Raw genomic sequence first — 22,061 nt, 5'->3', positions numbered from 1 at the left:
CCCCCGGTGCCGGGCCGAGCCGAGGCCGATTCCCGCCACGGTGGCGGCCGCTCGGAAGGGTGGCCGGGTTGTCCACAACCGGCGAGTAGTCCACGGTTTCCCGAGCGAGAACCACAGATCCTCCGCGACCCGTCACAGTCGGTGACGGAGGTGGTGCGGATGAACGCCCGAAGTGCGCTCGGACGCTACGGGGAGGACCTGGCCGCTCGGCTGCTCCTCGGAGCGGGGATGACGCTGCTGGAGCGCAACTGGCGCTGTCGGGAGGGCGAGATCGACCTCGTCGCGGCCGATGGCGAAGCCGTGGTCGTCTGTGAGGTCAAGACCCGCAGGGGCGGCGGATACGAACATCCGATGGCCGCCGTGAGGCCAGCCAAGAGCGACCGGTTGCGCCGGCTCGCCGACCGCTGGCTCGCCGAGCGGTGGCTCGAGCGCCACTCCGAACCCCCGGCGGGCGGGGTGCGGATCGATCTGGTGGCCGTGGTGCTGCCGGCCCGTGGCGCCCCGGTGGTCGAGCATGTCCGGGGGGTGGTCTGATGGCCTTCGCCCGCGCCTGCTCGGTGGCGCTGCTGGGCGTCGAAGGGGTCGTGGTCGAGGTCCAGGCCGACCTCGAACCAGGGGTGGCCGCCTTCACTCTCGTCGGCCTGCCGGACAAGAGCCTGGTGGAGAGCCGGGACCGGGTGCGTGCCGCGGTGGTCAACTCCGGTGCCCCGTGGCCGCAGAAGAAGCTCACCGTCGGCCTCAGCCCGGCCTCCGTGCCCAAGAGCGGCAGCGGTTTCGACCTCGCCGTCGCGGGTGCGGTGCTCGGCGCCTCGGAGCGTTTCGACCCGCGGCGGGTGGCCGATCTGGTCATGGTCGGCGAGCTGGGGCTGGACGGGCGGGTGCGGCCCGTCCGGGGGGTACTGCCGGCCGTGCTGGCGGCGGCGGAGGCCGGATACCGGCAGGTCGTGGTGCCGGAGCGGACGGCCGCCGAAGCCGCGCTGGTACCCGGGGTGTCGGTGCTGGGCGTCCGGAGTCTGCGGCAACTGATCGCGATCCTCGCCGAGGAGCCGGTCCCCGACGAGGAGCCGGAGGAGGAAGGCAGGCCGGACCCGATGCTCGCGGGGCTCTCCATCCCCGGGTCGGGCACCGCGGCCGGGCTGGCCCAGCGGGGCGTGGAGGGGCGGCCAGCGCCGGACCTGGCCGATGTCGCGGGGCAGCGCCCGGCCCGGCTGGCACTGGAGGTCGCCGCGGCGGGCGGACACCACCTCTTCCTGAGCGGGCCACCCGGGGCGGGCAAGACCATGCTCGCCGAACGGCTGCCGGGGCTGCTGCCACCGCTGACCAGGGAGGAGTCCCTGGAGATCACCGCGGTCCACTCGGTGGGCGGCATGCTGCCGGCGGGCAAACCCCTGGTGGACGCCGCCCCCTACTGCGCGCCGCACCACTCGGCGACCATCCCGTCACTCGTCGGCGGCGGCAGCGGCGTCCCGAGACCGGGAGCGGTCTCCCTCGCCCACCGTGGCGTACTTTTCCTCGATGAGGCCCCGGAGTTCAGCGGGCGGGTGCTGGACGCGCTGCGTCAGCCACTGGAGTCCGGCCACGTGGTGGTGGCCCGGAGCGGTGGAGTGGTACGGATGCCCGCGAACTTCCTGCTGGTGCTCGCGGCCAACCCCTGCCCCTGCGGGCGCCACTCACTGCACGGCTCCGGCTGCGAGTGCACGCCCGCCACGATCCGCCGCTACCAGTCCCGCCTCTCCGGACCGCTGATGGACCGGGTCGACCTGCGGATCCGGGTCGAGGCCGTCGGCCGCCGGGAGCTCACCAGCCTCGGTGCCGGGGGAGAGGCCACCCGGACCGTGGCCGAGCGGGTGGCCGAAGCGCGGGACCGGGCCTCCGCTCGACTGGCGGACACTCCCTGGCGGCTGAACAGCGAGATCCCCGGCCATGAGCTGCGCACCCGCTGGCGAGCTGCCCCGAGCGCGCTGGACCTGGCTGAGCGCGACATGGATCGGGGGCTGCTCACCGCCCGCGGCCTGGACCGGGTGCTCCGCGTCGCCTGGACGGTCGCCGATCTCGCCGGTCACGACCGGCCGGCACTCCAGGACGTCGCCGCCGCCCTGCAACTGCGCACCGGGGTCAGCCGCGGTGCGGTGCTCGCCGGGGAGTCGCTGTGATCACTGCGGAGGACGATGCGGGTCCCATCGAAGAACAACTCCGGAGCGGGGCGGCTCAGGAGAATGAGTCGAGGCTGGCGCGTGCGGCGCTCACCCGGGTCGTGGAGCCGGGAGACAGACTCATCGGAAGGTGGCTCCGCGAAGTCGGCCCGGCACGTGTGCTCCGCCTCCTCACCGAGGGGGGAGCACCGCCGTCCCGGGTGAGCCGGAAACGGCTGGCCGGCTACCGGATCCGGGCGGCCGGACTCGACCCGGCGGCGGACCTCGCCGCCGTCCGGGCGGTCGGCGGCCGGTTCGTCTGCCCGGGAGACCCGGAGTGGCCGAGCCAGCTTGACGACCTCGAGGACGCGCGCCCGGTCGGGCTGTGGGTGCGCGGCCGGCCGTCACTGCGGCTGTGGGCGCTCAGGTCGGTGGCCGTGGTCGGAGCACGGGCCTGTACCGACTACGGTGCGCACATGGCGGCCCGGCTCGGTGCGGGACTCGCCGAGAGCGGCTGGGTGGTGCTCTCCGGCGCGGCCTACGGGGTGGACGGCGCGGCCCACCGCGGGGCGCTCGCCGCCACCGGCGCGACCGCCGCGGTGCTGGCCTGCGGAGTCGACGTCTCCTATCCACGCGGACACGACGGACTGCTGCGAGCGGTCGCGGAGCACGGGCTCCTCGTCGCCGAGCTGCCGCCCGGCCAGCACCCCACCCGGGCGAGGTTCGTACTCCGCAACCGGGTGATCGCCGCGCTCGCCCGGGCCACCGTGGTCGTCGAGGCCGAGTACCGCAGTGGCTCGCTGGTCACGGCCAGGCACGCCCAGCGGCTCGGCCGGATCGCGGCCGGGGTGCCCGGCCCGGTGACCTCCGGGCTCTCCGCCGGCGTCCACGAACTCCTGCGGGAGGGAGCCGTGCTGGTGACCGACGCCGCCGAGGTGTCGGAGCTGGTCGGCAGGATCGGAGAGTTGGCGCCCGAACGGCGGGGGCCCATGGTGCCCCGGGACCTCCTCGACCCGGTCTCGGCCCGGGTGCTGGAGAGCCTGCCGGCGCGCGGCGGCACGGACGTACGACGGCTGGCCCGGGTCAGCGGCACCCCGGCCGAGGAGGTGTTGGCGAAGCTGTACGAACTGCTGTCCCTGGGGTTCGTCGAACGACACGGCGAGCGATGGCAGTTGGCCCCCTCCGCCAAGGCTTCCGTCACCCATCGGCGAGGCGGTCCTTGACCTGCTGCGTTCGGGTGAAAGGGTGGGGGAGATGGCCGTGACAGCCGACTTTGCGCGCTTTCGGCTGCCGGCGCGAATTCCGGCGGCCGTCCTTGCGGTGGGCAGTCAGCCGGAGGCGGCCGCCCACCGGGCGGCCGTCCGCCGTCGCGATCCGCGACGGCGTCGTCACGCTACGCTCACCAGGATTCCGAAACGGACCGATGTCCTCACTTTGACGGCAGAACGGCTCAAGGCGACGAATGCCCCAGCACACCTCCGGGTCCGACCGCGCGGCTGTGCCCCCCGCCGCTCGTGGTACCGCGCGGCCCGCCGCCCGCGGCACGGTGCGCCCCGCCACGCCCTCCACACTCGAGGAGCTGTGGCGGTCGTACAAGGCCACGGCGGACGGCCGGCTGCGGGAACAACTGATCCTGCACTACTCGCCACTGGTGAAATACGTGGCGGGCAGGGTCAGTGTGGGCCTGCCGCCCAACGTCGAGCAGGCTGACTTCGTCTCCTCGGGGGTCTTCGGGCTCATCGACGCGATCGAGAAGTTCGATCCGGAGCGATCCATCAAGTTCGAGACGTACGCGATCACGCGCATCCGCGGGGCGATGATCGACGAACTTCGGGCGCTGGACTGGATCCCGCGCTCCGTCCGCCAGAAGGCAAGGGCGGTGGAACAGGCCTACGCCCGCCTGGAGGCCGCGCTGCACCGAACCCCCTCGGAGAGCGAGGTGGCCGCCGACATGGGGATCGAGCTGGAGGAACTCCACCACGTCTTCAGTCAGTTGTCGCTGGCCAACGTCGTCGCGCTGGAGGAGTTGCTGCACGTCGGAGGGGACGGCGGTAGCGACGGCGGCGGCCGGCTCAGCCTCATGGACACCCTGCAGGACACCGCCGCCGACGACCCGGAGGAGGTGGCCGAGACCCGGGAGTTGCGCAGGCTGCTGGCCCGCGCCATCAACACGCTCCCGGACCGGGAGAAGACCGTCGTCACGCTCTACTACTACGAGGGGCTCACGCTCGCCGAGATCGGCCAGGTCCTGGGCGTGACGGAGAGCAGGGTCAGTCAGATCCACACCAAGTCGGTGCTCCAACTGCGCGCGAAGTTGGCCGACGCCGGCCGCTGAAGACCGGGATGGGTCGCTAAGGCCGCCGACGCCTTCGTAGAGTGGTGAGGTGCCCAGGATTCGAGCGGCCTCAGTGGCCGAGCACCGGACCATGCAGCGCGGCGCCCTGCTGGACGCTGCCCGCTCCCTCCTGTCCGAGGGCGGCAAGGAGGCGCTGACCTTCCCCGCCCTGGCCCAGCGAACCGGCCTCGCCCGGTCCTCGGTATACGAGTACTTCCGCTCCCGGGCGGCGGTGGTCGAGGAGCTCTGCGCCGTCGACTTCCCGGTCTGGGCGGCCGAGGTCGAAGGCGCGATGGAGCGGGTGGAGAGCGCGGAGGAGAAGATCGAGGCGTACGTGCGGCAGCAGCTCGCACTCGTCGGCGACCGGCGACACCGCGCCGTGGTCGCGATCTCCGCCGGTGAGCTGGAGCCCGGCGCCCGGGAGAAGATCCGGGCCGCCCACGGCGGGTTGATCGCCATGGTCGTCGAGGCTCTCGCCGAGCTGGGGCAGCCACAGCCGAGGCTGTCGGCGATGCTGCTCCAGGGGCTCGTCGACGCGGCGGTGCGGCGGATCGAGCTCGGTGCGGCCGAGGAGCCGGAGGAGATCGTCGCGGCCACGGTGGCGATGGCGCTGCGGGGGGTCCGGGGTCAGGGGGCCGGGCCGCTCCCGGAGGGCGGGGCGCCCGATCCGGCGACCTCGTCCGTGGGCTCCGCCGACGAGGGCTCCGGAACGCCGTAGACGGGGAGCAGCCTCGGCGGGGAGCCGAGCAGCATCCAGGGCGGGAGCAGCGAGAGCGGATCGAGGTAGCGCGCGCCGCGCAGCAGTCCCCAGTGGAGGCAACCGGAGGCGCAGTGATAGGGCCCCGGCCCCAGGACTCCGACGCGTTCTCCGGCCGCCACCCGCTCTCCCTCCCGCACCTCGGGTACGACCGGCTGGTAGGTCACCCGCAGTGGGGGAGTGCCGGTGCCGGAGAGCTCGACGGAGACCACGCCCCGCCCGGCCACGCTCCCGGCGAAGGACACCCGGCCGGCAGCCGCCGCGCGTACTGGCTGGCCCGGGCGGGCCGCCAAATCCACCCCGCGGTGCCCAGCGGCATAGGGGGAGGGTGGCGGACGCCACGCCCCGAGCAACTGGGGCCGGCCGGCCGACGTCCCGGTCACCGGCCAGGCTCGCGGTCCCGGCTCCTCCGGCGGGGCCGGGAGAGCCGGGGCCCGGCCTCCGTGGCCGTCGGAGCCGCGGTGGGCGGTGTAGGGCGCTCCAGAGTCCTCCGCGGCCGTCGCCGCCACCGGGGCCGGGAGCCTCCGGGAACCGTCCGACCAGACCCCCGGCGGGGAGAGCTGGCCGACCGCCACCGCGCCGAGCACGGCGACGGCGCTCATGGTTCGTCGCATGGAGTGACGATGGCAGCCGGTGGCCTGGTCGGTGCGACGCTCAAGCGAATCTGTGGACTACCGGCGAGTTGTGGATAACTTGACCGGTTGTGGCCCTTCCCGGCTCTTGATTTTGCCCGGAGCCGTGTGTCGCCCGGCGGTTCGCCCGTCCCTTACACTTCTGGTGGCGATCCGGGCCCCGGATCGACTTCGCACGCCCCGCCGCCGTCACCCGAGAAGCGATTCTCCGGGAGCAGTACGGCGGCCGCGCTCCTCGGTCCCCGGTCAGCAGTCCGGGGCACAGCGCGCACCGGGGCGTCAGGCACAGCGGTCGACCGGCCGCAGTGGAACCGAGTATGTCAAGGAGTGCGGCCATGGCCGTAGTCACGATGCGGGAGCTGCTCGAGAGCGGCGTCCACTTCGGACACCAGACCCGCCGTTGGAACCCGAAGATGAAGCGTTTCATCTTCACCGAGCGCAACGGCATCTACATCATCGACCTGCTCCAGTCGCTGTCGTACATCGACCGCGCCTACGAGTTCGTCAAGGAGACCGTCGCGCACGGCGGCTCCATCATGTTCGTCGGTACCAAGAAGCAGGCCCAGGAGGCCATCGCCGAGCAGGCGTCCCGGGTCGGGATGCCGTACGTCAACCAGCGCTGGCTGGGTGGCATGCTCACCAACTTCTCGACCGTCTACAAGCGCCTCCAGCGCCTGAAGGAACTCGAGCAGATCGACTTCGAGGACGTGGCCGCCTCCGGCCTCACCAAGAAGGAGCTCCTGGTCCTGTCCCGGGAGAAGGCCAAGCTGGAGAAGACGCTCGGCGGCATCCGGGAGATGCAGAAGGTGCCCAGCGCCGTCTGGATCGTCGACACCAAGAAGGAGCACATCGCCGTCGGTGAGGCGCGCAAGCTCCACATCCCGGTGGTCGCGATCCTGGACACCAACTGCGACCCGGACGAGGTCGACTACAAGATTCCGGGCAACGACGACGCGATCCGCTCCGTCACCCTGCTCACCCGCGTGATCGCCGACGCCGTCGCCGAGGGCCTCATCGCCCGCTCCGGCGCCGCCGCCGGCGACCAGAAGCCGGGCGAGAAGGCCGGCGAGCCGCTGGCCGAGTGGGAGCGCGACCTGCTGGAGGGCGGCGAAGCCAAGAAGGCGGAGGAGGAGCCCGCCGCCGAGGCCGAGCAGCCCGCCGCGCCCGAGGCTGAGCAGCAGCCCCCCGCCGAAGCCCCGGCCGTCGGCACCGAGCAGGCCTGATACGTCTGCGGACGGCGGGGGTGGCCGCCCCCGCCGTCCCGCCCGTAGACCTACGACTTTCGAGAAGAGACTGACAGACCATGGCGAACTTCACCGCCGCCGACGTCAAGAAGCTCCGGGAGCTCACCGGCGCCGGCATGATGGACTGCAAGAAGGCGCTGGACGAGGCCGACGGCAACGTCGACAAGGCCGTTGAGATCCTGCGCGTCAAGGGCCAGAAGGGTGTGGCCAAGCGAGAGGGCCGCAGCGCCGAGAACGGCGCCGTCGTCTGCCTCATCCCGGCCGACAACAGCTCCGGCGTGCTGCTGGAGCTGAAGTGCGAGACGGACTTCGTCGCCAAGGGCGACAAGTTCATCGCCGTCGCCGACGCGCTCGCCGCGCACGTGGCCAAGAGCGCTCCCGCGGACATCGAGGCGCTGCTCGCTTCCGAGATCGAGGCCGGCAAGACCGTCCAGGCCTACGTGGACGAGGCCAACGCGACCCTCGGCGAGCGGATCGTCCTCGACCGGTTCGCCCAGTTCACCGACGGCTACGTCGCCGCCTACATGCACCGCACCAGCCCCGACCTGCCGCCGCAGGTCGGTGTCCTGGTCGAGCTGGACAAGCAGGGCGCCTCCGACGAGGACGCCGCCGCGGTCGCGAAGGACGTGGCGCAGCACATCGCCGCGTTCGGCCCGAAGTTCCTCTCCCGGGACCAGATCGACCAGGAGACGGTCGAGAACGAGCGGCGGGTGGCCGAGGCCACCGCGCGCGAGGAGGGCAAGCCGGAGCAGGCCCTCCCGAAGATCGTGGAGGGCCGGGTGACCGGCTTCTTCAAGGAGAACGTGCTGCTCGAGCAGGCGTTCGCCAAGGACAACAAGAAGACGGTCCAGAAGGTTCTGGACGAGGCCGGTGTCACGCTGAAGCGCTTCGCGCGCTTCCGGGTCGGCGCCTGAGTCCGTAACCGCGACAGCGGTTGCGCCCGGGGCCCGTCAGGGTCGGGTGGAAGTCACCGCCTACGCGTCGGACGACCGCAGATGTGACGAGGAGGCCATTGCCGCACAGGGATCAGCAGGACCCGATCCGGCAATGGCCTCCTCGCATGCGCACGAGGAGATCTCCATGAATCAGGGCGCCGACAGGGGCGATACGAGCGATCATGGCGGCAAACCCCGCCGCTTCATGCTGAAGCTGTCCGGTGAGGCGTTCGCCGGCGGAGGGGGGCTAGGGGTCGACCCCGACGTCGTCCACAAGATGGCCCACGAGATCGCGGCCGTGGTCCGCGACGGCGCGGAGCTGGCCGTCGTGATCGGTGGGGGCAACTTCTTCCGCGGCGCGGAACTCCAGCAGCGCGGCATGGACCGGGCCCGTTCCGACTACATGGGCATGCTCGGGACGGTCATGAACTGCCTCGCTCTCCAGGACTTCCTGGAGAAGGAGGGAATAGACTCCCGGGTCCAGACGGCCATCACCATGGGTCAGGTCGCCGAACCCTACATCCCGTTGCGGGCGGTGCGGCACCTGGAGAAGGGCCGTGTGGTGATCTTCGGAGCGGGCATGGGCATGCCCTACTTCTCCACCGACACCACCGCGGCGCAGCGCGCCCTGGAGATCGACGCCCAGGCGTTGCTCATGGGCAAGAACGGCGTTGACGGGGTGTACGACTCCGACCCCCGGACCAACCCCGACGCCGTGCGGTTCGACGCACTCGAGTACAGCGAGGTCATCACCCGGGGCCTCAAGGTGGCCGATGCCACCGCCATCACCCTCTGCATGGACAACAAGCTGCCCATCCTCGTCTTCGAGCTTCTGGCCGAGGGGAACATCGCCCGCGCGGTGAAGGGTGAGAAGATCGGCACGCTCGTGAGCGATCAAGGGGCTCGGAGCTGATGCACTCTCTCCGCACATGGAGCCTTCCCCGTGGGGGAAGACCGCGTTCGGGGATGGACAATCGCCTGCCGGTCCGACACCGTGCAGGAGTAGACGCGCGCAGGGGCGAGTCTCTGCTTACCGATAACACCAGGAGCAAGTGGTGATCGAAGAGAGCCTCCTCGAGGCCGAGGAGAAGATGGAAAAGGCCGTCGTGGTCGCCAAGGAGGACTTCGCCGCGATCCGCACCGGCCGTGCGCACCCGGCGATGTTCAACAAGATCGTGGCCGAGTACTACGGTGCGCTGACCCCGATCAACCAGTTGGCGTCGTTCTCGGTACCGGAGCCGCGGATGGCCGTGGTCACACCGTTCGACAAGTCCTCGCTCCGCAACATCGAGCAGGCGATCCGGGACTCGGACCTCGGGGTCAACCCGAGCAACGACGGGAACATCATCCGGGTGGTGTTCCCGGAGCTCACCCAGGAGCGCCGCAAGGAGTTCATCAAGGTCGCCCGGAACAAGGCCGAGGACTCGAAGATCTCGATCCGCAGCGTCCGGCGCAAGGCCAAGGAGAGCATCGACCGGCTCGTCAAGGACGGCGAGGTCGGCGAGGACGAGGGCCGCCGCGCGGAGAAGGAGCTCGACGACACCACCGCGAAGTACGTCGCGCAGGTGGACGAGCTGCTCAAGCACAAGGAAGCCGAGCTGCTCGAGGTCTGATGAACCACTCTTCCTCGGGCGCCCCACCGCACGCCGACTACTGGGGACCGCCCGACCAGGGGGATGCCTCGGCGGGTCCCGCACACCCGGTAGGGCAGGCGGCGCAGACTCGGCACATGCCCACCGCGCCCGGAGCAGCCGGAGACCAGGACGACCCAGACCGGGGGAGGGCCGCACCGAGCGGCTCCCCGGTCGGCGGTGCGCGGCGGGACGAGGGGGAACGGCCGCCGGAACAGCGGAGCGCGGCCCGGGAACGTTCCCCGGGGAAAGGCAAGCGAGCAGGCCGGGACCTGCCCTCGGCCATCGCGGTGGGAGTGGGACTCGGCGCCGTCATCGTGGCCTCGCTCTTCTTCGTGAAGGACGTCTTCCTCGGCGTCATCGTCCTTGCGGTGGTCGTCGGACTCTGGGAACTGACCTCCCGGTTGCGGGAGAAGAAGGGCATCCGGGCGCCGCTGGTGCCGCTCGCGGCCGGGGGCGCGGCGATGGTGGCGGCCGGCTACGTGCTCGGTGCCACCGGAGCCTGGGTGGCGATGGCGCTCACCGCGCTGGCGGTGCTCGTCTGGCGGATGGCGCAACCGCCGGAGGAGTACCTGCGGGATGTCACCGCCGGGGTCTTCGCCCTCTTCTACGTGCCGTTCCTGGCCACCTTCGTCGCGCTCATGCTCGCGGCCGAGGACGGCGCCTGGCGGGTGCTGACCTTCCTGATACTGACGGTGGTCAGCGACACCGGCGCCTACGCGGTCGGCTGGCGCTTCGGCAAGCGCAAGCTCGCCCCCCGGATCAGCCCCGGCAAGACCCGCGAGGGGCTCATCGGGGCGGTCTCCTTCGCGATGGCCGCCGGCGCGTTGTGCGTGCACTTCCTGATCGACGGCGGCAGCTGGTGGCAGGGCGTGCTGCTTGGGCTCGCCGTCGCGGCCAGCGCGACCCTCGGCGACCTCGGCGAATCCATGATCAAGCGGGATCTGGGCATCAAGGACATGGGAACCCTGCTGCCGGGCCACGGCGGGATCATGGACCGGCTCGACTCGCTGCTGCCGACCGCGCCGATCGCCTGGCTGCTCCTGGTGCTCTTCGTCGGCTCCGGCTGAGCACGGCACCGCGCGCCGCCCGGCCGCAGTCGCGGCCGGGCGGCGGACGCTCTTCGGCACGGCTCCCGGGCCCGCTGCCCCACGAACACCCCGACCTGCGGACGGCCGGGACCAGTCCAGGTCCCCACCGCTGTCGACGGAGCGGGGTCGGCCACCACCGGGCATCTGCGAGACTGGTTGCACCATGCCTAAGCCCGGAGAACTCACTTTCGCCGTGCCGCGCGGTGCCAAGAAGCCCCCGCGCCACCTCGCCGACCTCACCCCCGCCCAGCGCCGGGAGGCCGTCGCCGCGATCGGCGAGAAGCCGTTCCGCGCCGGCCAGATCTCCCGCCACTACTTCGCCCGCTACTCGGCCGAGCCGGGCGACTGGACCGACGTCCCCGCGGCCTCCCGGGAGAAACTGGCGGCCGAGCTGCTGCCGGACCTGATGAACGTGGTGCGGCACATCAGCTGCGATGAGGACACCACCCGGAAGACGCTGTGGCGGCTCTTCGACGGGACGCTGGTCGAGTCGGTGCTGATGCGCTACCCGGACCGGGTCACGATGTGCGTCTCCTCCCAGGCCGGCTGCGGTATGAACTGCCCGTTCTGCGCCACCGGTCAGGCCGGCCTCGACCGGAACCTCTCGACGGCCGAGATCGTGCACCAGATCGTCGACGGGATGCGGGCGCTGCGGGACGGCGAGATCCCGGGCGGACCGGCCCGGCTGTCGAACATCGTCTTCATGGGGATGGGTGAGCCGCTCGCCAACTACAACCGGGTGGTCGGCGCGATCCGCCGGCTCACCGACCCGGAGCCGGACGGCCTGGGGCTCTCCCAGCGCGGCATCACCGTCTCCACCGTGGGGCTCGTCCCCGCGATGCTGCGCTTCGCCGACGAGGGCTTCAGCTGCCGGCTCGCGGTCTCCCTGCACGCGCCGGACGACGAACTTCGCGACACCCTGGTGCCGGTGAACACCCGCTGGAAGGTCCGGGAGGTCCTGGACGCGGCCTGGGAGTACGCGGACAAGTCGGGCCGCCGGATCTCCATCGAGTACGCGCTGATCCGGGACATCAACGACCAGGCGTGGCGCGGTGACCGGTTGGGCCGGCTGCTCAAGAACCGCCGGGTGCACGTCAACCTGATCCCGCTGAACCCCACGCCCGGGTCGAAGTGGACGGCCTCCCGCCCCGAGGACGAGAAGGCCTTCATCGCGGCGCTGGAAGCGCATGGGGTGCCGGTCACGGTGCGGGACACCCGGGGGCAGGAGATCGACGGAGCCTGCGGGCAACTCGCTGCCGCGGAGCGCTGAGCGGCCTCCGGCCGTAGCACCGGCCCCCGGAACCGGGCCTCTTGAACGCGGACGGCGGGCTCGGGGTAGGCTCAGAGCAAAACTGTCGAACAGTAAACATTCCGACAGGGGAGCGCACAGCGCTGAGAGTGCGGCACCGGCCGCAGACCCTAGAACCTGAACCGGGTAGTACCGGCGTAGGGAGTTCGGTCCCAACCTCGAGCTGCCGTGCCCTGCCCACGCCATGGGAGGCACCCAGTCATGACCATCCAGAACCGGAGCAGAACCGTGGCCGCGCTCGTGGCCGGCGCGCTCGGGCTCACCGCGCTCGCCGCCTGCGGGGAATCGGAGGACTCCGCAGCAGGCGGCTCCAAGAAGAAGACCGTCACGCTCGTCAGCCATGACTCCTTCGCCGTCTCGGAGGACGTGCTGAAGGAGTTCACCGACGAGACCGGCTACCAGGTGGAGATAGCGCGGGCCGGAGACGCGGGATCGGCGCTGAACCAGGCGATCCTGGCGAAGGGGAATCCGCCGGGCGACGTGTTCTTCGGGGTGGACAACACCCTGCTCTCCCGGGCCCTGGAGAACGACGTCTTCGCGCCCTACGAGGCCCGGGACCTCGACCGCGTTCCCGAGGCGCTCCGGCTGGACGGCGACCGCCACCGGGTCACCCCGATCGACACCGGTGACATCTGCGTGAACTACGACCGGAAGTACTTCGCCGAAAAGAAGCTGGCACCACCGGAGAGCTTCGCCGACCTGGTCAAGCCCGAGTACAAGAACCTGCTGGTCACCGAGAACGCCGCCACCTCCTCGCCAGGGCTGGCCTTCCTGCTCGGCACGGTCGCCGAGTACGGCGAGGACGGCTGGCCGGACTACTGGAAGAAGCTCCAGGCCAACGGCGTGGAGGTCGTCGACGGCTGGGAGCAGGCCTACAACGACCGCTTCTCGGGCTCGGCGGGCGGCACGGGCAAGGGCGACCGGCCGCTGGTGGTCTCGTACGCCTCCAGCCCGCCTGCCGAGGCGATGGACCTCGAGCCGGAGGCCGAAGAGGGACCCACCGGAGTGGCGACCGGCACCTGCTTCCGCCAGATCGAGTTCGCCGGCCTGCTGGAGGGCGCGAAGAACGAGCAGGGCGGTAAGAAGCTGCTGGACTTCCTGCTCAGCAAGGAGTTCCAGGAGGACGTGCCGATGCAGATGTTCGTCCACCCGGCACGGCAGGACGCCGAGCTTCCCGAGCTGTTCACCAAGTACGGCGCGACCGTGGAGGAGCCGGCCACCCTGGCCCCCGAGAAGATCGCCGAGCACCGGGAGCAGTGGGTCAAGACGTGGTCCTCGCTCGTCCGGAAGTGACCGGCCGCCCCCAGGGGGCGGGCCCGGCGGGCACCGGGGGACGGCGGCTCCCCGGTGTCCGCCGGGAGCCGAAGAAGATCTCCAGTACCGCGCTGCGGCTGGCGCTGATGGCGGTTCCGGTCGCCTTCTTCGCGGTGTTCTTCGGCTACCCCGTCTCCGCCATCGTCGGACGCGGCCTGCGCGAGGGCGGAGAGTGGCGACTGGGCCGGGTCGGGGAGGTGCTGACCGATCCGGACGTCCTCCACGTGCTCTGGTTCACCTGCTGGCAGGCGGTGGCGTCCACTGCCCTGACACTGGCTGTCGCACTGCCGGGCGCCTATGTCTTCGCCCGCTTCGACTTCCCCGGCAAGCGGCTGCTCCGGGCGGTCGTGGTGGTGCCGTTCGTGCTCCCTACCGTCGTCGTCGGCTCGGCCTTCCTGGGCCTGCTCGGGCGCGGCGGGCTGCTCGACGAGCTGTGGGGCGTACGGCTCGACACCACCGTATGGGCGATCCTGCTCGCCCACGTGTTCTTCAACTACGCGGTGGTGGTCCGCACGGTGGGCGGGCTCTGGGCGCAGCTCGACCCGCGGCAGGAGGAGGCGGCCCGGGTGCTGGGAGCCGGCCGGCTCGCGGCCTGGACCAGGATCACCCTGCCGGCGCTGGCGCCCGCGGTGGCCGCCGCCGCACTGATGGTCTTCCTCTTCACCTTCACCTCCTTCGGGGTGGTGCAGATCCTGGGCGGCCCGGGCTACGCCACGCTGGAGGTGGAGATCTACCGGCAGACCGCACAGCTGCTGGCGCTGCCGACGGCGGCGGTCCTCACCCTGGTGCAGTTCGCGGCGGTGGCGGCGCTGTTGCTGTTCCACGCCAGGACCGTGCGCCGCCGGGAGAGCGAGCTGCGCCTGGTGGACGCCGCGGGGACGGCCCGCCGACCGCGCGGCTGGGCGGCCTGGACACTCGTGCTCGGCAACGTCTCCGTGATGGCCCTGCTGCTCCTGCTGCCGCTGGGCGTGCTCGTCGAACGGTCGCTGCACGGCCCGGAGGGCTACGGGCTGTGGTTCTACCGGGCGCTCGCCTCCACCGACGGCGGTACGTTCCTGGTCCCGCCGCTGGAGGCGATCGCCAACTCGCTCGGGTACGCCGCGGTGGCCACGGTGATCGCGCTGCTGGTCGGCGGTTTGGCCGCGGCGGCGCTCACCCGGCGCGCCGGCAGGCTGGTGCGCGGGTTCGACGCGCTGCTGATGCTGCCGCTGGGCACCTCCGCGGTGACCGTCGGCTTCGGCTTCCTGATCACCCTCGACAAGCCGCCGCTGGACCTGCGCTCCTCCTGGCTGCTGGTCCCGCTGGCGCAGGCGCTGATCGGGGTGCCGTTCGTGGTGCGCACCATGCTGCCGGTGCTGCGGGCCGTCGACGGCCGGCTGCGGGAGGCCGCCGCAGTGCTGGGCGCCTCCCCGCTGCGCGCCTGGCGAGAGGTGGAGCTGCCGATGGTGCGGAGGGCCGTGCTGGTGGCCGCGGGCTTCGCGTTCGCGGTCTCGCTGGGCGAGTTCGGCGCCACGGTGTTCATCGCCCGGGCCGACAGCCCCACGCTGCCGGTGGCGGTGGCCCGGCTGCTGGGACGGGCCGGGGCGACCAACTACGGCCAGGCGATGGCGCTGAGCACCCTGCTGATGCTGGTATGCGCGGCTGCCCTGCTGGCCCTCGAACGTATCGACGTCAACCGTTCCGGGGAGTTCTGACATGGCGCTGCTGCGGCTGGAAAAGGTGTCCGTGCGCTTCGGAGACCGGGTCGCCCTGGACGGTGTGGACCTCTCGGTGGCAGAGCACGAGACGGTCTGCCTGTTGGGGCCGAGCGGCAGTGGCAAGTCGACCTTGCTGCGGGTCGTCGCGGGGTTGGAGCAGGCCGACACCGGGCGGGTGGTGCTGACCGGCCGGGACCAGAGCGGGGTACCGGCGCACCGGCGCGGGGTGGGGCTGATGTTCCAGGACCACCAGCTCTTCCCGCATCGCGATGTGGCCGGCAACGTCGCCTTCGGGCTCCGGATGCGCAAGGTGCCCTCGGCCGAGCGGGCGCGCCGTGTGGACTCGCTGCTCGACATGGTGGGTCTGCCGGGCGCCGGGCGGCGGACTGTCGACGCCCTCTCCGGCGGCGAGCAGCAGCGGGTGGCGCTGGCGAGGGCGCTGGCCCCCGAGCCCCGGGTGCTGATGCTCGACGAGCCGCTCGGCCAGTTGGACCGGAGGCTGCGGGAGCACCTGGTGGTGGAGCTGCGCACGCTCTTCCGGCGGCTGGGTACCACGGTCCTCGCCGTCACCCACGATCAGGGAGAGGCCTTCGCGCTGGCCGACCGGGTGGTGGTGATGCAGGACGGGAGGATCGCGCAGACCGGCAGCCCGCTGGAGGTGTGGCGGCAGCCCGCGGACGAGTTCGTGGCCCGCTTCCTCGGTTTCGAGAACGTGGTCACCGCGGAGGTGTCCGGTCCCCAGGCGGCCACACCGTGGGGCAAGGTTCCGGTCCCCGAGGGCACCCCGGCCGGTGGGTGCCGGCTGCTGATCCGGCCCACGGGGGTGCGCCTGGTGCCGCCCGCCGAGGGCCTGCCGTGTACGGTGACCGCCCGCACCTTCCAGGGCGACCACGTCGCCCTGCGGCTCCAGCCCGCTACGGCGGAGCCGCCGTTGGAGGCCGTGTGCGCGTTGCCGGCGGCGCCCGAGACCGGGGAACTGGTCGGGGTCGCCTTCGCCGCGGAGGACGTCGTCGTCCTGGGCGGGGCGGGCCCGTCCTCGGCGGTCTGAGAACGCTCGTCCCGCGAGGACGCCCCTGGTGGAACGGTGACCGTCCGTAGCCGAGGTGTGCGGCGAGACCACGCCTCAGCAGCTCACCGGCTCAGTGGCCCAGCGGTTCAGCGGTTCAGCGGCATGGTGGCCAGCTCGGCGATGCCCCAGGTGGTGGGTGCCAGCACCGCCAGCAGCACCGCCGCGCGGAGCGCCGCCGCACGCCGGAGCAGCGCGGCGGGGGCGCCGATCCGCCGTAGCGCCGAGGTCGTGTGGTCTCGGGACGCCCTGGACTCCGCCACCGCGGTCAGGACGGTGACGAGCGCGCAGGCCAGCACCAGCCCGGCACCGAGCGCGGCGAGCGGCCCCCAGTCCTGGGCGGTGGTGGGCGTCGACGTGGCCTGGCGGAACCTGCTCGCCGCGATCCCGGCGGCGGCCACCGAGCAGAGCACCCCGAGCGGACGGCCGATCCGCTGCGCCTCCTCCTGGAGCACCCGGCCGGCCAACAGGCGCGTCGCCCCTGGCCGGCCGGCCGCGACCAGTCGGCCGCAGACGTGGGCGAGGCCGGGGCAGGCGATGGCCAGCCCGAAGGTGATGAGCACCCAGCCGCCGACCAGGCCCGGCGGGATGTTCTCCACCCGGCCGTGGGGCGCGGCAGCGAGAGCGGAGCTGTAGGCGTAGGCGCCGAGTGCCAGCCCGGCCGCCGTCACCGCCGTGCCCCACGGCAGCGCGGCAGGCAGCCGGCTCTCGGAGGGGCCACGGCCGGCCACCGGCGCCCCGGTGGGAGCCGCCCCGCGGCCGGCCGGCGACCGCGGCGGAGCCGAGCGCACGGTCAGGGCGGCCCCGGCGGAGGCGAGCAGCGGCACCGCGGCGAGCAGCGTCAGGGAGGCGGCCAGCGGCAGTGGTCGGTTGCTGCCCAGGAACTCCTCCGCGGAGCCGCTCATGGCCCCGAACCCGAGGTCTCCGCGGAGGAAGAGGAAGGCGAGCAGCGCCGACACACTGCCCAGGGTGCAGAACAGGGCGGTCGAGACGGCACCGAGGAGGGCGAGCCGCACCGGCCCCAGCCCGGCCGCGGCCAGTCCGCGCCCGGGCCGGCCGGCCGCGGTCGTTCGGGCCATCGCCGACGCCAACTGCACCACTGCCGCCAGCGGCACCAGACACCACAGCAGTCGCAGAATCGAACCGTCGGTGTCGCCCGGATGCGCCATGGCGTGGCCCACGCTGCTGAGCAGCAGGAAGCCGACGCCGCCGGCCGCCGCGGCGACGAGCAGCGCGCGCAGCAGCGCCAGCGGGCGCGCGCCCCGGGCTAGACGGAGAGCGAGCACGCCGGCCTGCCCTCCGCTGATTCGGGCACGGCCGGCGGAGGTGCCGCCGCCTCGCCGGAACGGCCGTCGATGAGCCGGAGAGTGCGGTCCGCGTGCGCCGCTGCCTCGGGGTCGTGGGTGGCCAGCAGCACGGTGATGCCGTGCGAGCGGGCGGCGGCCAGCATGGTCCGCAGCACATGTACCCCGTCGGTGCGGTGCAGCCGGGCGGTGGGGTCGTCGGCGAAGAGCACGGTCGGCTCGGCGCAGAGCCCCCGGGCGACGGCGATGCGCTGCCGCTGGCCGTGCAGGAGGGCGGCTGGCCGCTTCCGAGCGCATCCGCCGATGTCGAGCCGCTCCAGCCATTCGAGGGCCACGGCCTTGGCGGCCCCGTGGCCCACCCCGCGCATCAGCAGCGGCAGGGCGGCGTTCTCCCAGCCGTTCAGCTCGGGGACGAGTTGCGGATCGGTGTCGATCCAGCCGAAGTGCTCCCGGCGCACCCGCTCCCGAGCGGACGCGCTGAGGGCGTGCAGCGGGATGTCCGCCAACCAGATCTCGCCGCCCTCAGCCGGCAGCAGTTGACCGGCGAGGCACTGGAGCAGGGTGGTCTTGCCGCTGCCGCGGGGTCCGCAGACGGCGAGCACCTCGCCCTCCCGGACGCTGATCGAGACATCGCTGAGCGCCGGGAAGCCGCCGTAGGCGTAGTTCAGGGACTGTGCCCGGAACTGGTCGTGGTCCGGTTCGGGCGGGGACACCATCGTCGAGCACCTCCGCTAGGGGCTGTCCCTTCGTCCTGGCAGGCGCGCGACGCGGGAGGCGGTACCTCACCGCACCCGTCGGGAGCTCCGGCCGCGGGGCGTACCGGGGCATCCCTCCGCCTTGCGGCGCGCCGCATCCGACGCCGTGCGCCGTCCACCAGGGATGACGGGACAGCCCGTGGTCGTTGCCCTGGCGGGGCGAACGCTTTCGAGGTCGATCGGTCACAGGAACCGTAGAGAGTGGAGCGGCCCGATGAGGCCGGGTCGGGGGCTGGACTCCGCAGGTTCCTTCTAATGGAGGTCCTATCAACCGATGTTGTACGGCAAACGGCCGTGGACGAAGGCTGTGCCGAACCCCGGGCGAGCGCCCGTGCGCTGCCCCGGTCTTCGAACGCCTGCCGGAGACCGGGGGATAGCCCGTAGGGTGTGGTTGTCTCAATCTTTGGACATCTAAGGAGGGGTGGCCCAGTGACCACTGAGCTGCGTCGTCTGCGCAACTACATCGACGGGGAGTTCCGGGACGCCGCCGACGGACGGACCACGGAGGTCATCAACCCGGCTACCGGCGAGGCCTACGCCACCGCCCCGCTGTCCGGCGCCGCCGACGTCGACGCGGCCATGGCCGCGGCCGAGGCGGCCTTCCCGGCGTGGCGGGACCTGGTGCCCGGCGAGCGGCAGCGTGCCCTGCTCAAGATCGCGGACGCCTTCGAGGAGCGGGCCGAGGAACTCATCGCGGTGGAGTCGGAGAACACCGGCAAGCCGCTCGGACTCACCCGGTCCGAGGAGATCCCGATGATGCTCGACCAGATCCGGTTCTTCGCCGGTGCCGCACGGATGCTGGAGGGCCGCTCCGCCGGAGAGTACATGGAGGGCCTGACCTCCATGGTCCGGCGCGAGCCGGTGGGCGTCTGCGCCCAGGTCGCCCCCTGGAACTACCCGATGCTGATGGCCGTCTGGAAGTTCGCCCCGGCGCTGGCCGCCGGCAACACCGTCGTCCTCAAGCCGTCGGACACGACACCGGCGTCCACGGTGCTCTTCGCCGAGATCATCGGCTCCATCGTGCCGAAGGGGGTCTTCAACGTCATCTGCGGAGACCGCGACACCGGCCGGATGATGGTCGAGCACGAGATTCCGGCGATGGCCTCCATCACCGGTTCGGTGCGGGCCGGGATGCAGGTCGCGGAGAGCGCCTCGAAGGACCTCAAGCGGGTCCACCTCGAACTGGGCGGCAAGGCGCCGGTCGTCGTCTTCCAGGACGCCGACATCGCCAAGGCGGTCGGCGGCATCACCGAGGCCGGGTTCTTCAACGCGGGTCAGGACTGCACCGCGGCCACCCGGGTGCTGGTGCACGAGTCGATCCACGACGAGTTCGTGACGGCGCTGGCCAAGGCCGCGGCGGACACCAAGACCGGACGGCCGGACGACGAGGACGTCCTCTACGGCCCGCTCAACAACGCGGACCAGTTGGCCAAGGTGGGCGGCTTCATCGAGCGGCTGCCGGACCACGCCAAGGTCGAGGTCGGCGGGCACCGGGTGGGCGACCAGGGCTACTACTACGCCCCGACGGTCGTCTCGGGGCTGCGGCAGCAGGACGAGATCATCCAGAACGAGGTCTTCGGCCCGGTCATCACCGTGCAGAAGTTCACCGACGAGGCGCAGGCCGTCGAGTACGCCAACGACGTCGACTACGCCCTTGCCTCCTCGGTGTGGACCAAGGACCACGCCCGAGCGATGCGGCTGTCCAAGGCGCTGGACTTCGGTTGCGTGTGGATCAACACCCACATCCCGCTCGTCGCCGAGATGCCGCACGGCGGCTTCAAGAAGTCCGGCTACGGCAAGGACCTCTCCGCCTACGGCCTTGAGGACTACACCCGCATCAAGCACGTGATGACCTCGCTGGAGGACTGACCCCGCCGCTGCCGGGCGTGGCCGACCAGCCGCACCCCGCGAGGCGAACAGCAGGAAAGGGCCGCACCGCGGGCCCGGGAGGAGCCACCTCCCGGGCCCGCCGCCGGTTTCCACGGCTCAGCGGGGGAGCAGGCGGAGCAGGCAGTCGATCCGGTTGGTGGTGACGGAGTCGACGCCCTGGCGCAGCAGGCGGGACATCGCGTACCGGGTGTCGGGGGTCCAGGCCGAGACGAGCAGTCCGTCGGCGTGGGCCCGCTCCACCAGGGAGCTGCTGAGCAGGCCGAAGCGGTAGTTGACCCAGCGCGGACGCACCGCCGCCAGCAGCGCCGGAGGCGGCGGGACGCCACGCGTCCAGGTGATGGCCGTCTCGGCGGCCGGGTCCTGCGCACGCACCGCGAGGAGCGCCGTCCCCGCCCCGCAGTAGTACACCCGGTCGGCCGCGCCGGCGTCCCGGACCTCCCCCAGTGTCCGCCGGACGGCCGACTCGTCGGGGAGATCCACCAGCAGGCGCGCCGTCGGCGATTCCCGGACCGCGGACAGGGCTGCCCGCAGCGTGGGAACCCCACAGCCCGTCAGCTCGCGGAGTTCCGCCAGCCGCACCGCGGACAGCGGTCGGTCGCGGCCCCACAGCCGGCGCAGGGTGCGGTCGTGCAGCAGCACCGGCACCCCGTCCCGGGTGAGCCGGACGTCGACCTCGACGGAGTCCGCTCCGGCGGCCAGCGCGGCCCGGAGCGAGGGCAGGGTGTTCTCCACGGCCCGGTACGGGAAGCCCCGGTGGCCGACGGCGGTGCAGGGCCGCCTGTTCGGCAGCCAGCCGGCGGCGCCGTCCCGGGGGGAGTGCCGGTGGTCGGTCATCCCGCCGTCGCCGGTGACCAGGCCGCGGTGTACCGGTCGATCTCCGCGGTGAGCTCCGCCTTGCCGGCCGGGTCGAGGAAAGAGGCCCGCACGGCGTTCTTCGCCAGCTCCGCGACCCCCGCCTCGTCCAGACCGAGCAGCCGAGCGGCGATGCCGTACTCGCGGCACAGGTCGGTGCCGAACATCGGCGGGTCGTCGCTGTTGATCGTCACCAGCACGCCCGCCTCCACCATCTCCCGCAGCGGGTGCCGGTCGAGGTCCGGGACGGCTCGGGTGGCCAGGTTGGAGGTGGGGCACACCTCCAGCGGTATCCGGTGCTCGGCGAGGTGGGCGAGCAGGCGGGGATCCTGCGGCGCGCTCGTGCCGTGGCCGATGCGTTCGGCGCGCAGGGCGGTCAGCGCGTCCCAGACCGTCTGCGGGCCGGTGGTCTCGCCCGCGTGCGGCACGCTGTGCAGGCCGGCGGCGATGGCCCGGTCGAAGTAGGGCTTGAACTGGGGGCGGTCCACACCGATCTCCGGGCCGCCCAGGCCGAAGCCGACCAACCCCTCGCAGGGCACCTCCAGCGCGATCCGCGCGGTCTCCTCGGCGGCGGGCAGTCCCGCCTCGCCGGGGATGTCGAAGATCCAGCGGAGCACCACGCCCAGCTCGGTCTCGGCGGCCTTCCGCGCGTCCTCTATCGCCTCGACGAAGGCGATGTCAGGAATCCCGCGCCTGGTCGAACTGAACGGCGTGACGGTCAGCTCCGCGTAGCGGATGTTCTGCCGCGCCATGTCCCGGGCGACCTCGAAGGTGAGCAGCCGCACGTCATCGGCCGTGCGGATCAGATCCACCACCGAGAGGTAGATCTCCACGAAGTGCGCGAAGTCCCGGAAGGTGAAGAACTCCGCGATCGCCTCCGGGTCGGTCGGCACCTTGGACTTCGGGTGCCGGGCGGAGAGCTCGGTGACGATCCGCGGCGACGCAGAACCGACGTGGTGGACGTGGAGCTCCGCCTTGGGCAGCCCGGCGATGAAGCGCTGCAGATCGGTCATGGGACTCCCTCGCGGTGGTGTGCGGTTCTCGTGGTCGAGGTGCGCGGGCTTCATCGTAGGCGGGGGCGGGAGCGGTCCGGGAGCGGCCATGGGGGAGGATCACC

19 protein-coding genes, 1 pseudogene and 1 riboswitch are annotated in these 22,061 nt (G+C 72.1%); of the genes and pseudogenes, 15 read left to right on the top strand and 5 right to left on the bottom strand.

The features are described from left to right. Window positions 1-159: 159 nt before the first annotated feature. The 5 genes and pseudogenes from BGP73_RS14840 to BGP73_RS14820 form a co-directional block, all read left to right on the top strand. Window positions 160-534 carry a YraN family protein gene (locus BGP73_RS14840; RefSeq protein ID WP_069814945.1) on the top strand — a complete coding sequence of 125 codons (375 nt, stop codon included), beginning with the start codon at window positions 160-162 and terminating at the stop codon, window positions 532-534. Further along, window positions 534-2,153 (top strand): YifB family Mg chelatase-like AAA ATPase, encoded by a 1,620-nt coding sequence (locus tag BGP73_RS14835; RefSeq protein WP_069814943.1) that lies wholly within the window; start codon window positions 534-536, stop codon window positions 2,151-2,153. Before BGP73_RS14840 ends, BGP73_RS14835 begins: the two co-directional genes overlap by 1 nt. Before the next feature lie 26 nt (window positions 2,154-2,179). Next, on the top strand, window positions 2,180-3,355 hold the full coding sequence (dprA, locus tag BGP73_RS14830; protein WP_069815380.1) for a DNA-processing protein DprA: 1,176 nt from the start codon (window positions 2,180-2,182) through the stop codon (window positions 3,353-3,355). A 239-nt stretch (window positions 3,356-3,594) separates the two neighbouring features. Beyond that, window positions 3,595-4,467, top strand: coding sequence for an RNA polymerase sigma factor WhiG (whiG, locus tag BGP73_RS14825; RefSeq protein WP_069814941.1), 873 nt, complete (start codon window positions 3,595-3,597; stop codon window positions 4,465-4,467). A gap of 91 nt (window positions 4,468-4,558) precedes the next feature. Continuing rightward, window positions 4,559-5,095: pseudogene (locus tag BGP73_RS14820) on the top strand (TetR/AcrR family transcriptional regulator); the annotation flags it as partial. On the opposite strand, the gene BGP73_RS14815 reads toward BGP73_RS14820, so the two are convergent. Beyond that, on the bottom strand, window positions 5,095-5,838 hold the full coding sequence (locus tag BGP73_RS14815; RefSeq protein ID WP_079127537.1) for a M23 family metallopeptidase: 744 nt from the start codon (window positions 5,836-5,838) through the stop codon (window positions 5,095-5,097). The pseudogene BGP73_RS14820 and the gene BGP73_RS14815 overlap by 1 nt on opposite strands. A gap of 353 nt (window positions 5,839-6,191) precedes the next feature. On the opposite strand from BGP73_RS14815, the gene rpsB reads away from it, so the two are divergent. The 9 genes from rpsB (at window position 6,192) to BGP73_RS14770 (ending at window position 16,125) form a co-directional block, all read left to right on the top strand. Next, the gene (rpsB, locus tag BGP73_RS14810; protein ID WP_069814936.1) at window positions 6,192-7,079 is read left to right on the top strand and encodes a 30S ribosomal protein S2; all 888 of its coding nucleotides are present in this window, start codon (window positions 6,192-6,194) and stop codon (window positions 7,077-7,079) included. A gap of 80 nt (window positions 7,080-7,159) precedes the next feature. Further along, entirely contained in the window at window positions 7,160-8,014 is an 855-nt protein-coding gene (gene tsf, locus BGP73_RS14805; RefSeq protein ID WP_069814935.1) for a translation elongation factor Ts, read from the top strand. A 166-nt stretch (window positions 8,015-8,180) separates the two neighbouring features. After that, window positions 8,181-8,948 carry a UMP kinase gene (gene pyrH / locus BGP73_RS14800; RefSeq protein ID WP_069815378.1) on the top strand — a complete coding sequence of 256 codons (768 nt, stop codon included), beginning with the start codon at window positions 8,181-8,183 and terminating at the stop codon, window positions 8,946-8,948. Window positions 8,949-9,090: 142 nt separating this feature from the next. Continuing rightward, on the top strand, window positions 9,091-9,648 hold the full coding sequence (gene frr / locus BGP73_RS14795) for a ribosome recycling factor (RefSeq protein WP_069815377.1): 558 nt from the start codon (window positions 9,091-9,093) through the stop codon (window positions 9,646-9,648). Beyond that, window positions 9,648-10,736, top strand: coding sequence for a phosphatidate cytidylyltransferase (locus tag BGP73_RS14790; protein WP_069814932.1), 1,089 nt, complete (start codon window positions 9,648-9,650; stop codon window positions 10,734-10,736). The genes frr and BGP73_RS14790 overlap by 1 nt, the downstream gene beginning before the upstream one ends. A 184-nt stretch (window positions 10,737-10,920) precedes the next feature. After that, window positions 10,921-12,027 (top strand): 23S rRNA (adenine(2503)-C(2))-methyltransferase RlmN, encoded by a 1,107-nt coding sequence (rlmN, locus tag BGP73_RS14785; RefSeq protein WP_069814930.1) that lies wholly within the window; start codon window positions 10,921-10,923, stop codon window positions 12,025-12,027. Window positions 12,028-12,123: 96 nt separating this feature from the next. Continuing rightward, window positions 12,124-12,228: riboswitch (TPP riboswitch) on the top strand. A gap of 39 nt (window positions 12,229-12,267) precedes the next feature. After that, on the top strand, window positions 12,268-13,359 hold the full coding sequence (locus tag BGP73_RS14780; protein ID WP_069814928.1) for a thiamine ABC transporter substrate-binding protein: 1,092 nt from the start codon (window positions 12,268-12,270) through the stop codon (window positions 13,357-13,359). 107 nt (window positions 13,360-13,466) lie between these two features. Beyond that, window positions 13,467-15,074: an ABC transporter permease gene (locus BGP73_RS14775; RefSeq protein ID WP_069815375.1), complete on the top strand. Its 1,608-nt coding sequence runs from the start codon at window positions 13,467-13,469 to the stop codon at window positions 15,072-15,074. Window position 15,075: 1 nt separating this feature from the next. After that, window positions 15,076-16,125 carry an ABC transporter ATP-binding protein gene (locus tag BGP73_RS14770; RefSeq protein WP_069814926.1) on the top strand — a complete coding sequence of 350 codons (1,050 nt, stop codon included), beginning with the start codon at window positions 15,076-15,078 and terminating at the stop codon, window positions 16,123-16,125. 107 nt (window positions 16,126-16,232) lie between these two features. Here BGP73_RS14770 and BGP73_RS14765 read toward each other — a convergent pair whose 3' ends face one another. Both BGP73_RS14765 and BGP73_RS14760 read right to left on the bottom strand, forming a co-directional pair. Beyond that, a complete protein-coding gene (locus BGP73_RS14765; protein ID WP_069814924.1) occupies window positions 16,233-17,429 on the bottom strand; it encodes a hypothetical protein in 1,197 nt (398 codons plus the stop codon). Further along, window positions 17,411-18,163, bottom strand: coding sequence for an ABC transporter ATP-binding protein (locus BGP73_RS14760; protein WP_069814922.1), 753 nt, complete (start codon window positions 18,161-18,163; stop codon window positions 17,411-17,413). The genes BGP73_RS14765 and BGP73_RS14760 overlap by 19 nt, the downstream gene beginning before the upstream one ends. 468 nt (window positions 18,164-18,631) lie before the next feature. Here BGP73_RS14760 and BGP73_RS14755 point away from each other — a divergent pair, with 468 nt between their 5' ends. Further along, complete coding sequence (locus BGP73_RS14755) at window positions 18,632-20,071, top strand: gamma-aminobutyraldehyde dehydrogenase (protein WP_069814920.1); 1,440 nt, start codon at window positions 18,632-18,634, stop codon at window positions 20,069-20,071. A 117-nt stretch (window positions 20,072-20,188) separates the two neighbouring features. Here the strand turns inward: BGP73_RS14755 and BGP73_RS14750 are convergent, their stop codons facing one another. Both BGP73_RS14750 and BGP73_RS14745 read right to left on the bottom strand, forming a co-directional pair. Next, window positions 20,189-20,926 (bottom strand): glycerophosphodiester phosphodiesterase, encoded by a 738-nt coding sequence (locus BGP73_RS14750; RefSeq protein ID WP_079127536.1) that lies wholly within the window; start codon window positions 20,924-20,926, stop codon window positions 20,189-20,191. Next, on the bottom strand, window positions 20,923-21,957 hold the full coding sequence (locus tag BGP73_RS14745) for an adenosine deaminase (protein ID WP_069814919.1): 1,035 nt from the start codon (window positions 21,955-21,957) through the stop codon (window positions 20,923-20,925). The genes BGP73_RS14750 and BGP73_RS14745 overlap by 4 nt, the downstream gene beginning before the upstream one ends. Between the last annotated feature and the right edge of the window lie 104 nt (window positions 21,958-22,061).

It is taken from the genome of Streptomyces sp. TP-A0874, from assembly GCF_001748085.1.
Classification (GTDB): domain Bacteria; phylum Actinomycetota; class Actinomycetes; order Streptomycetales; family Streptomycetaceae; genus Streptomyces.
The sequence above is the reverse complement of the archived record's forward strand: the minus strand, read 5'-3'. Positions and strand labels throughout refer to the sequence as shown.

What these genes read in the sequence shown, in the direction of transcription:
- BGP73_RS14790 (WP_069814932.1), top strand. Translation starts at nt 9,648, where the DNA reads ATGAACCACTCTTCCTCGGGCGCCCCACCGCACGCCGACTACTGGGGA.
- BGP73_RS14815 (WP_079127537.1), bottom strand. Translation starts at nt 5,838, where the DNA reads ATGCGACGAACCATGAGCGCCGTCGCCGTGCTCGGCGCGGTGGCGGTC.
- BGP73_RS14770 (WP_069814926.1), top strand. Translation starts at nt 15,076, where the DNA reads ATGGCGCTGCTGCGGCTGGAAAAGGTGTCCGTGCGCTTCGGAGACCGG.
- BGP73_RS14760 (WP_069814922.1), bottom strand. Translation starts at nt 18,163, where the DNA reads ATGGTGTCCCCGCCCGAACCGGACCACGACCAGTTCCGGGCACAGTCC.
- tsf (WP_069814935.1), top strand. Translation starts at nt 7,160, where the DNA reads ATGGCGAACTTCACCGCCGCCGACGTCAAGAAGCTCCGGGAGCTCACC.
- BGP73_RS14835 (WP_069814943.1), top strand. Translation starts at nt 534, where the DNA reads ATGGCCTTCGCCCGCGCCTGCTCGGTGGCGCTGCTGGGCGTCGAAGGG.
- BGP73_RS14750 (WP_079127536.1), bottom strand. Translation starts at nt 20,926, where the DNA reads ATGACCGACCACCGGCACTCCCCCCGGGACGGCGCCGCCGGCTGGCTG.
- BGP73_RS14775 (WP_069815375.1), top strand. Translation starts at nt 13,467, where the DNA reads ATGGCGGTTCCGGTCGCCTTCTTCGCGGTGTTCTTCGGCTACCCCGTC.
- rpsB (WP_069814936.1), top strand. Translation starts at nt 6,192, where the DNA reads ATGGCCGTAGTCACGATGCGGGAGCTGCTCGAGAGCGGCGTCCACTTC.
- BGP73_RS14840 (WP_069814945.1), top strand. Translation starts at nt 160, where the DNA reads ATGAACGCCCGAAGTGCGCTCGGACGCTACGGGGAGGACCTGGCCGCT.
- pyrH (WP_069815378.1), top strand. Translation starts at nt 8,181, where the DNA reads ATGAATCAGGGCGCCGACAGGGGCGATACGAGCGATCATGGCGGCAAA.
- BGP73_RS14745 (WP_069814919.1), bottom strand. Translation starts at nt 21,957, where the DNA reads ATGACCGATCTGCAGCGCTTCATCGCCGGGCTGCCCAAGGCGGAGCTC.
- BGP73_RS14780 (WP_069814928.1), top strand. Translation starts at nt 12,268, where the DNA reads ATGACCATCCAGAACCGGAGCAGAACCGTGGCCGCGCTCGTGGCCGGC.
- whiG (WP_069814941.1), top strand. Translation starts at nt 3,595, where the DNA reads ATGCCCCAGCACACCTCCGGGTCCGACCGCGCGGCTGTGCCCCCCGCC.
- rlmN (WP_069814930.1), top strand. Translation starts at nt 10,921, where the DNA reads ATGCCTAAGCCCGGAGAACTCACTTTCGCCGTGCCGCGCGGTGCCAAG.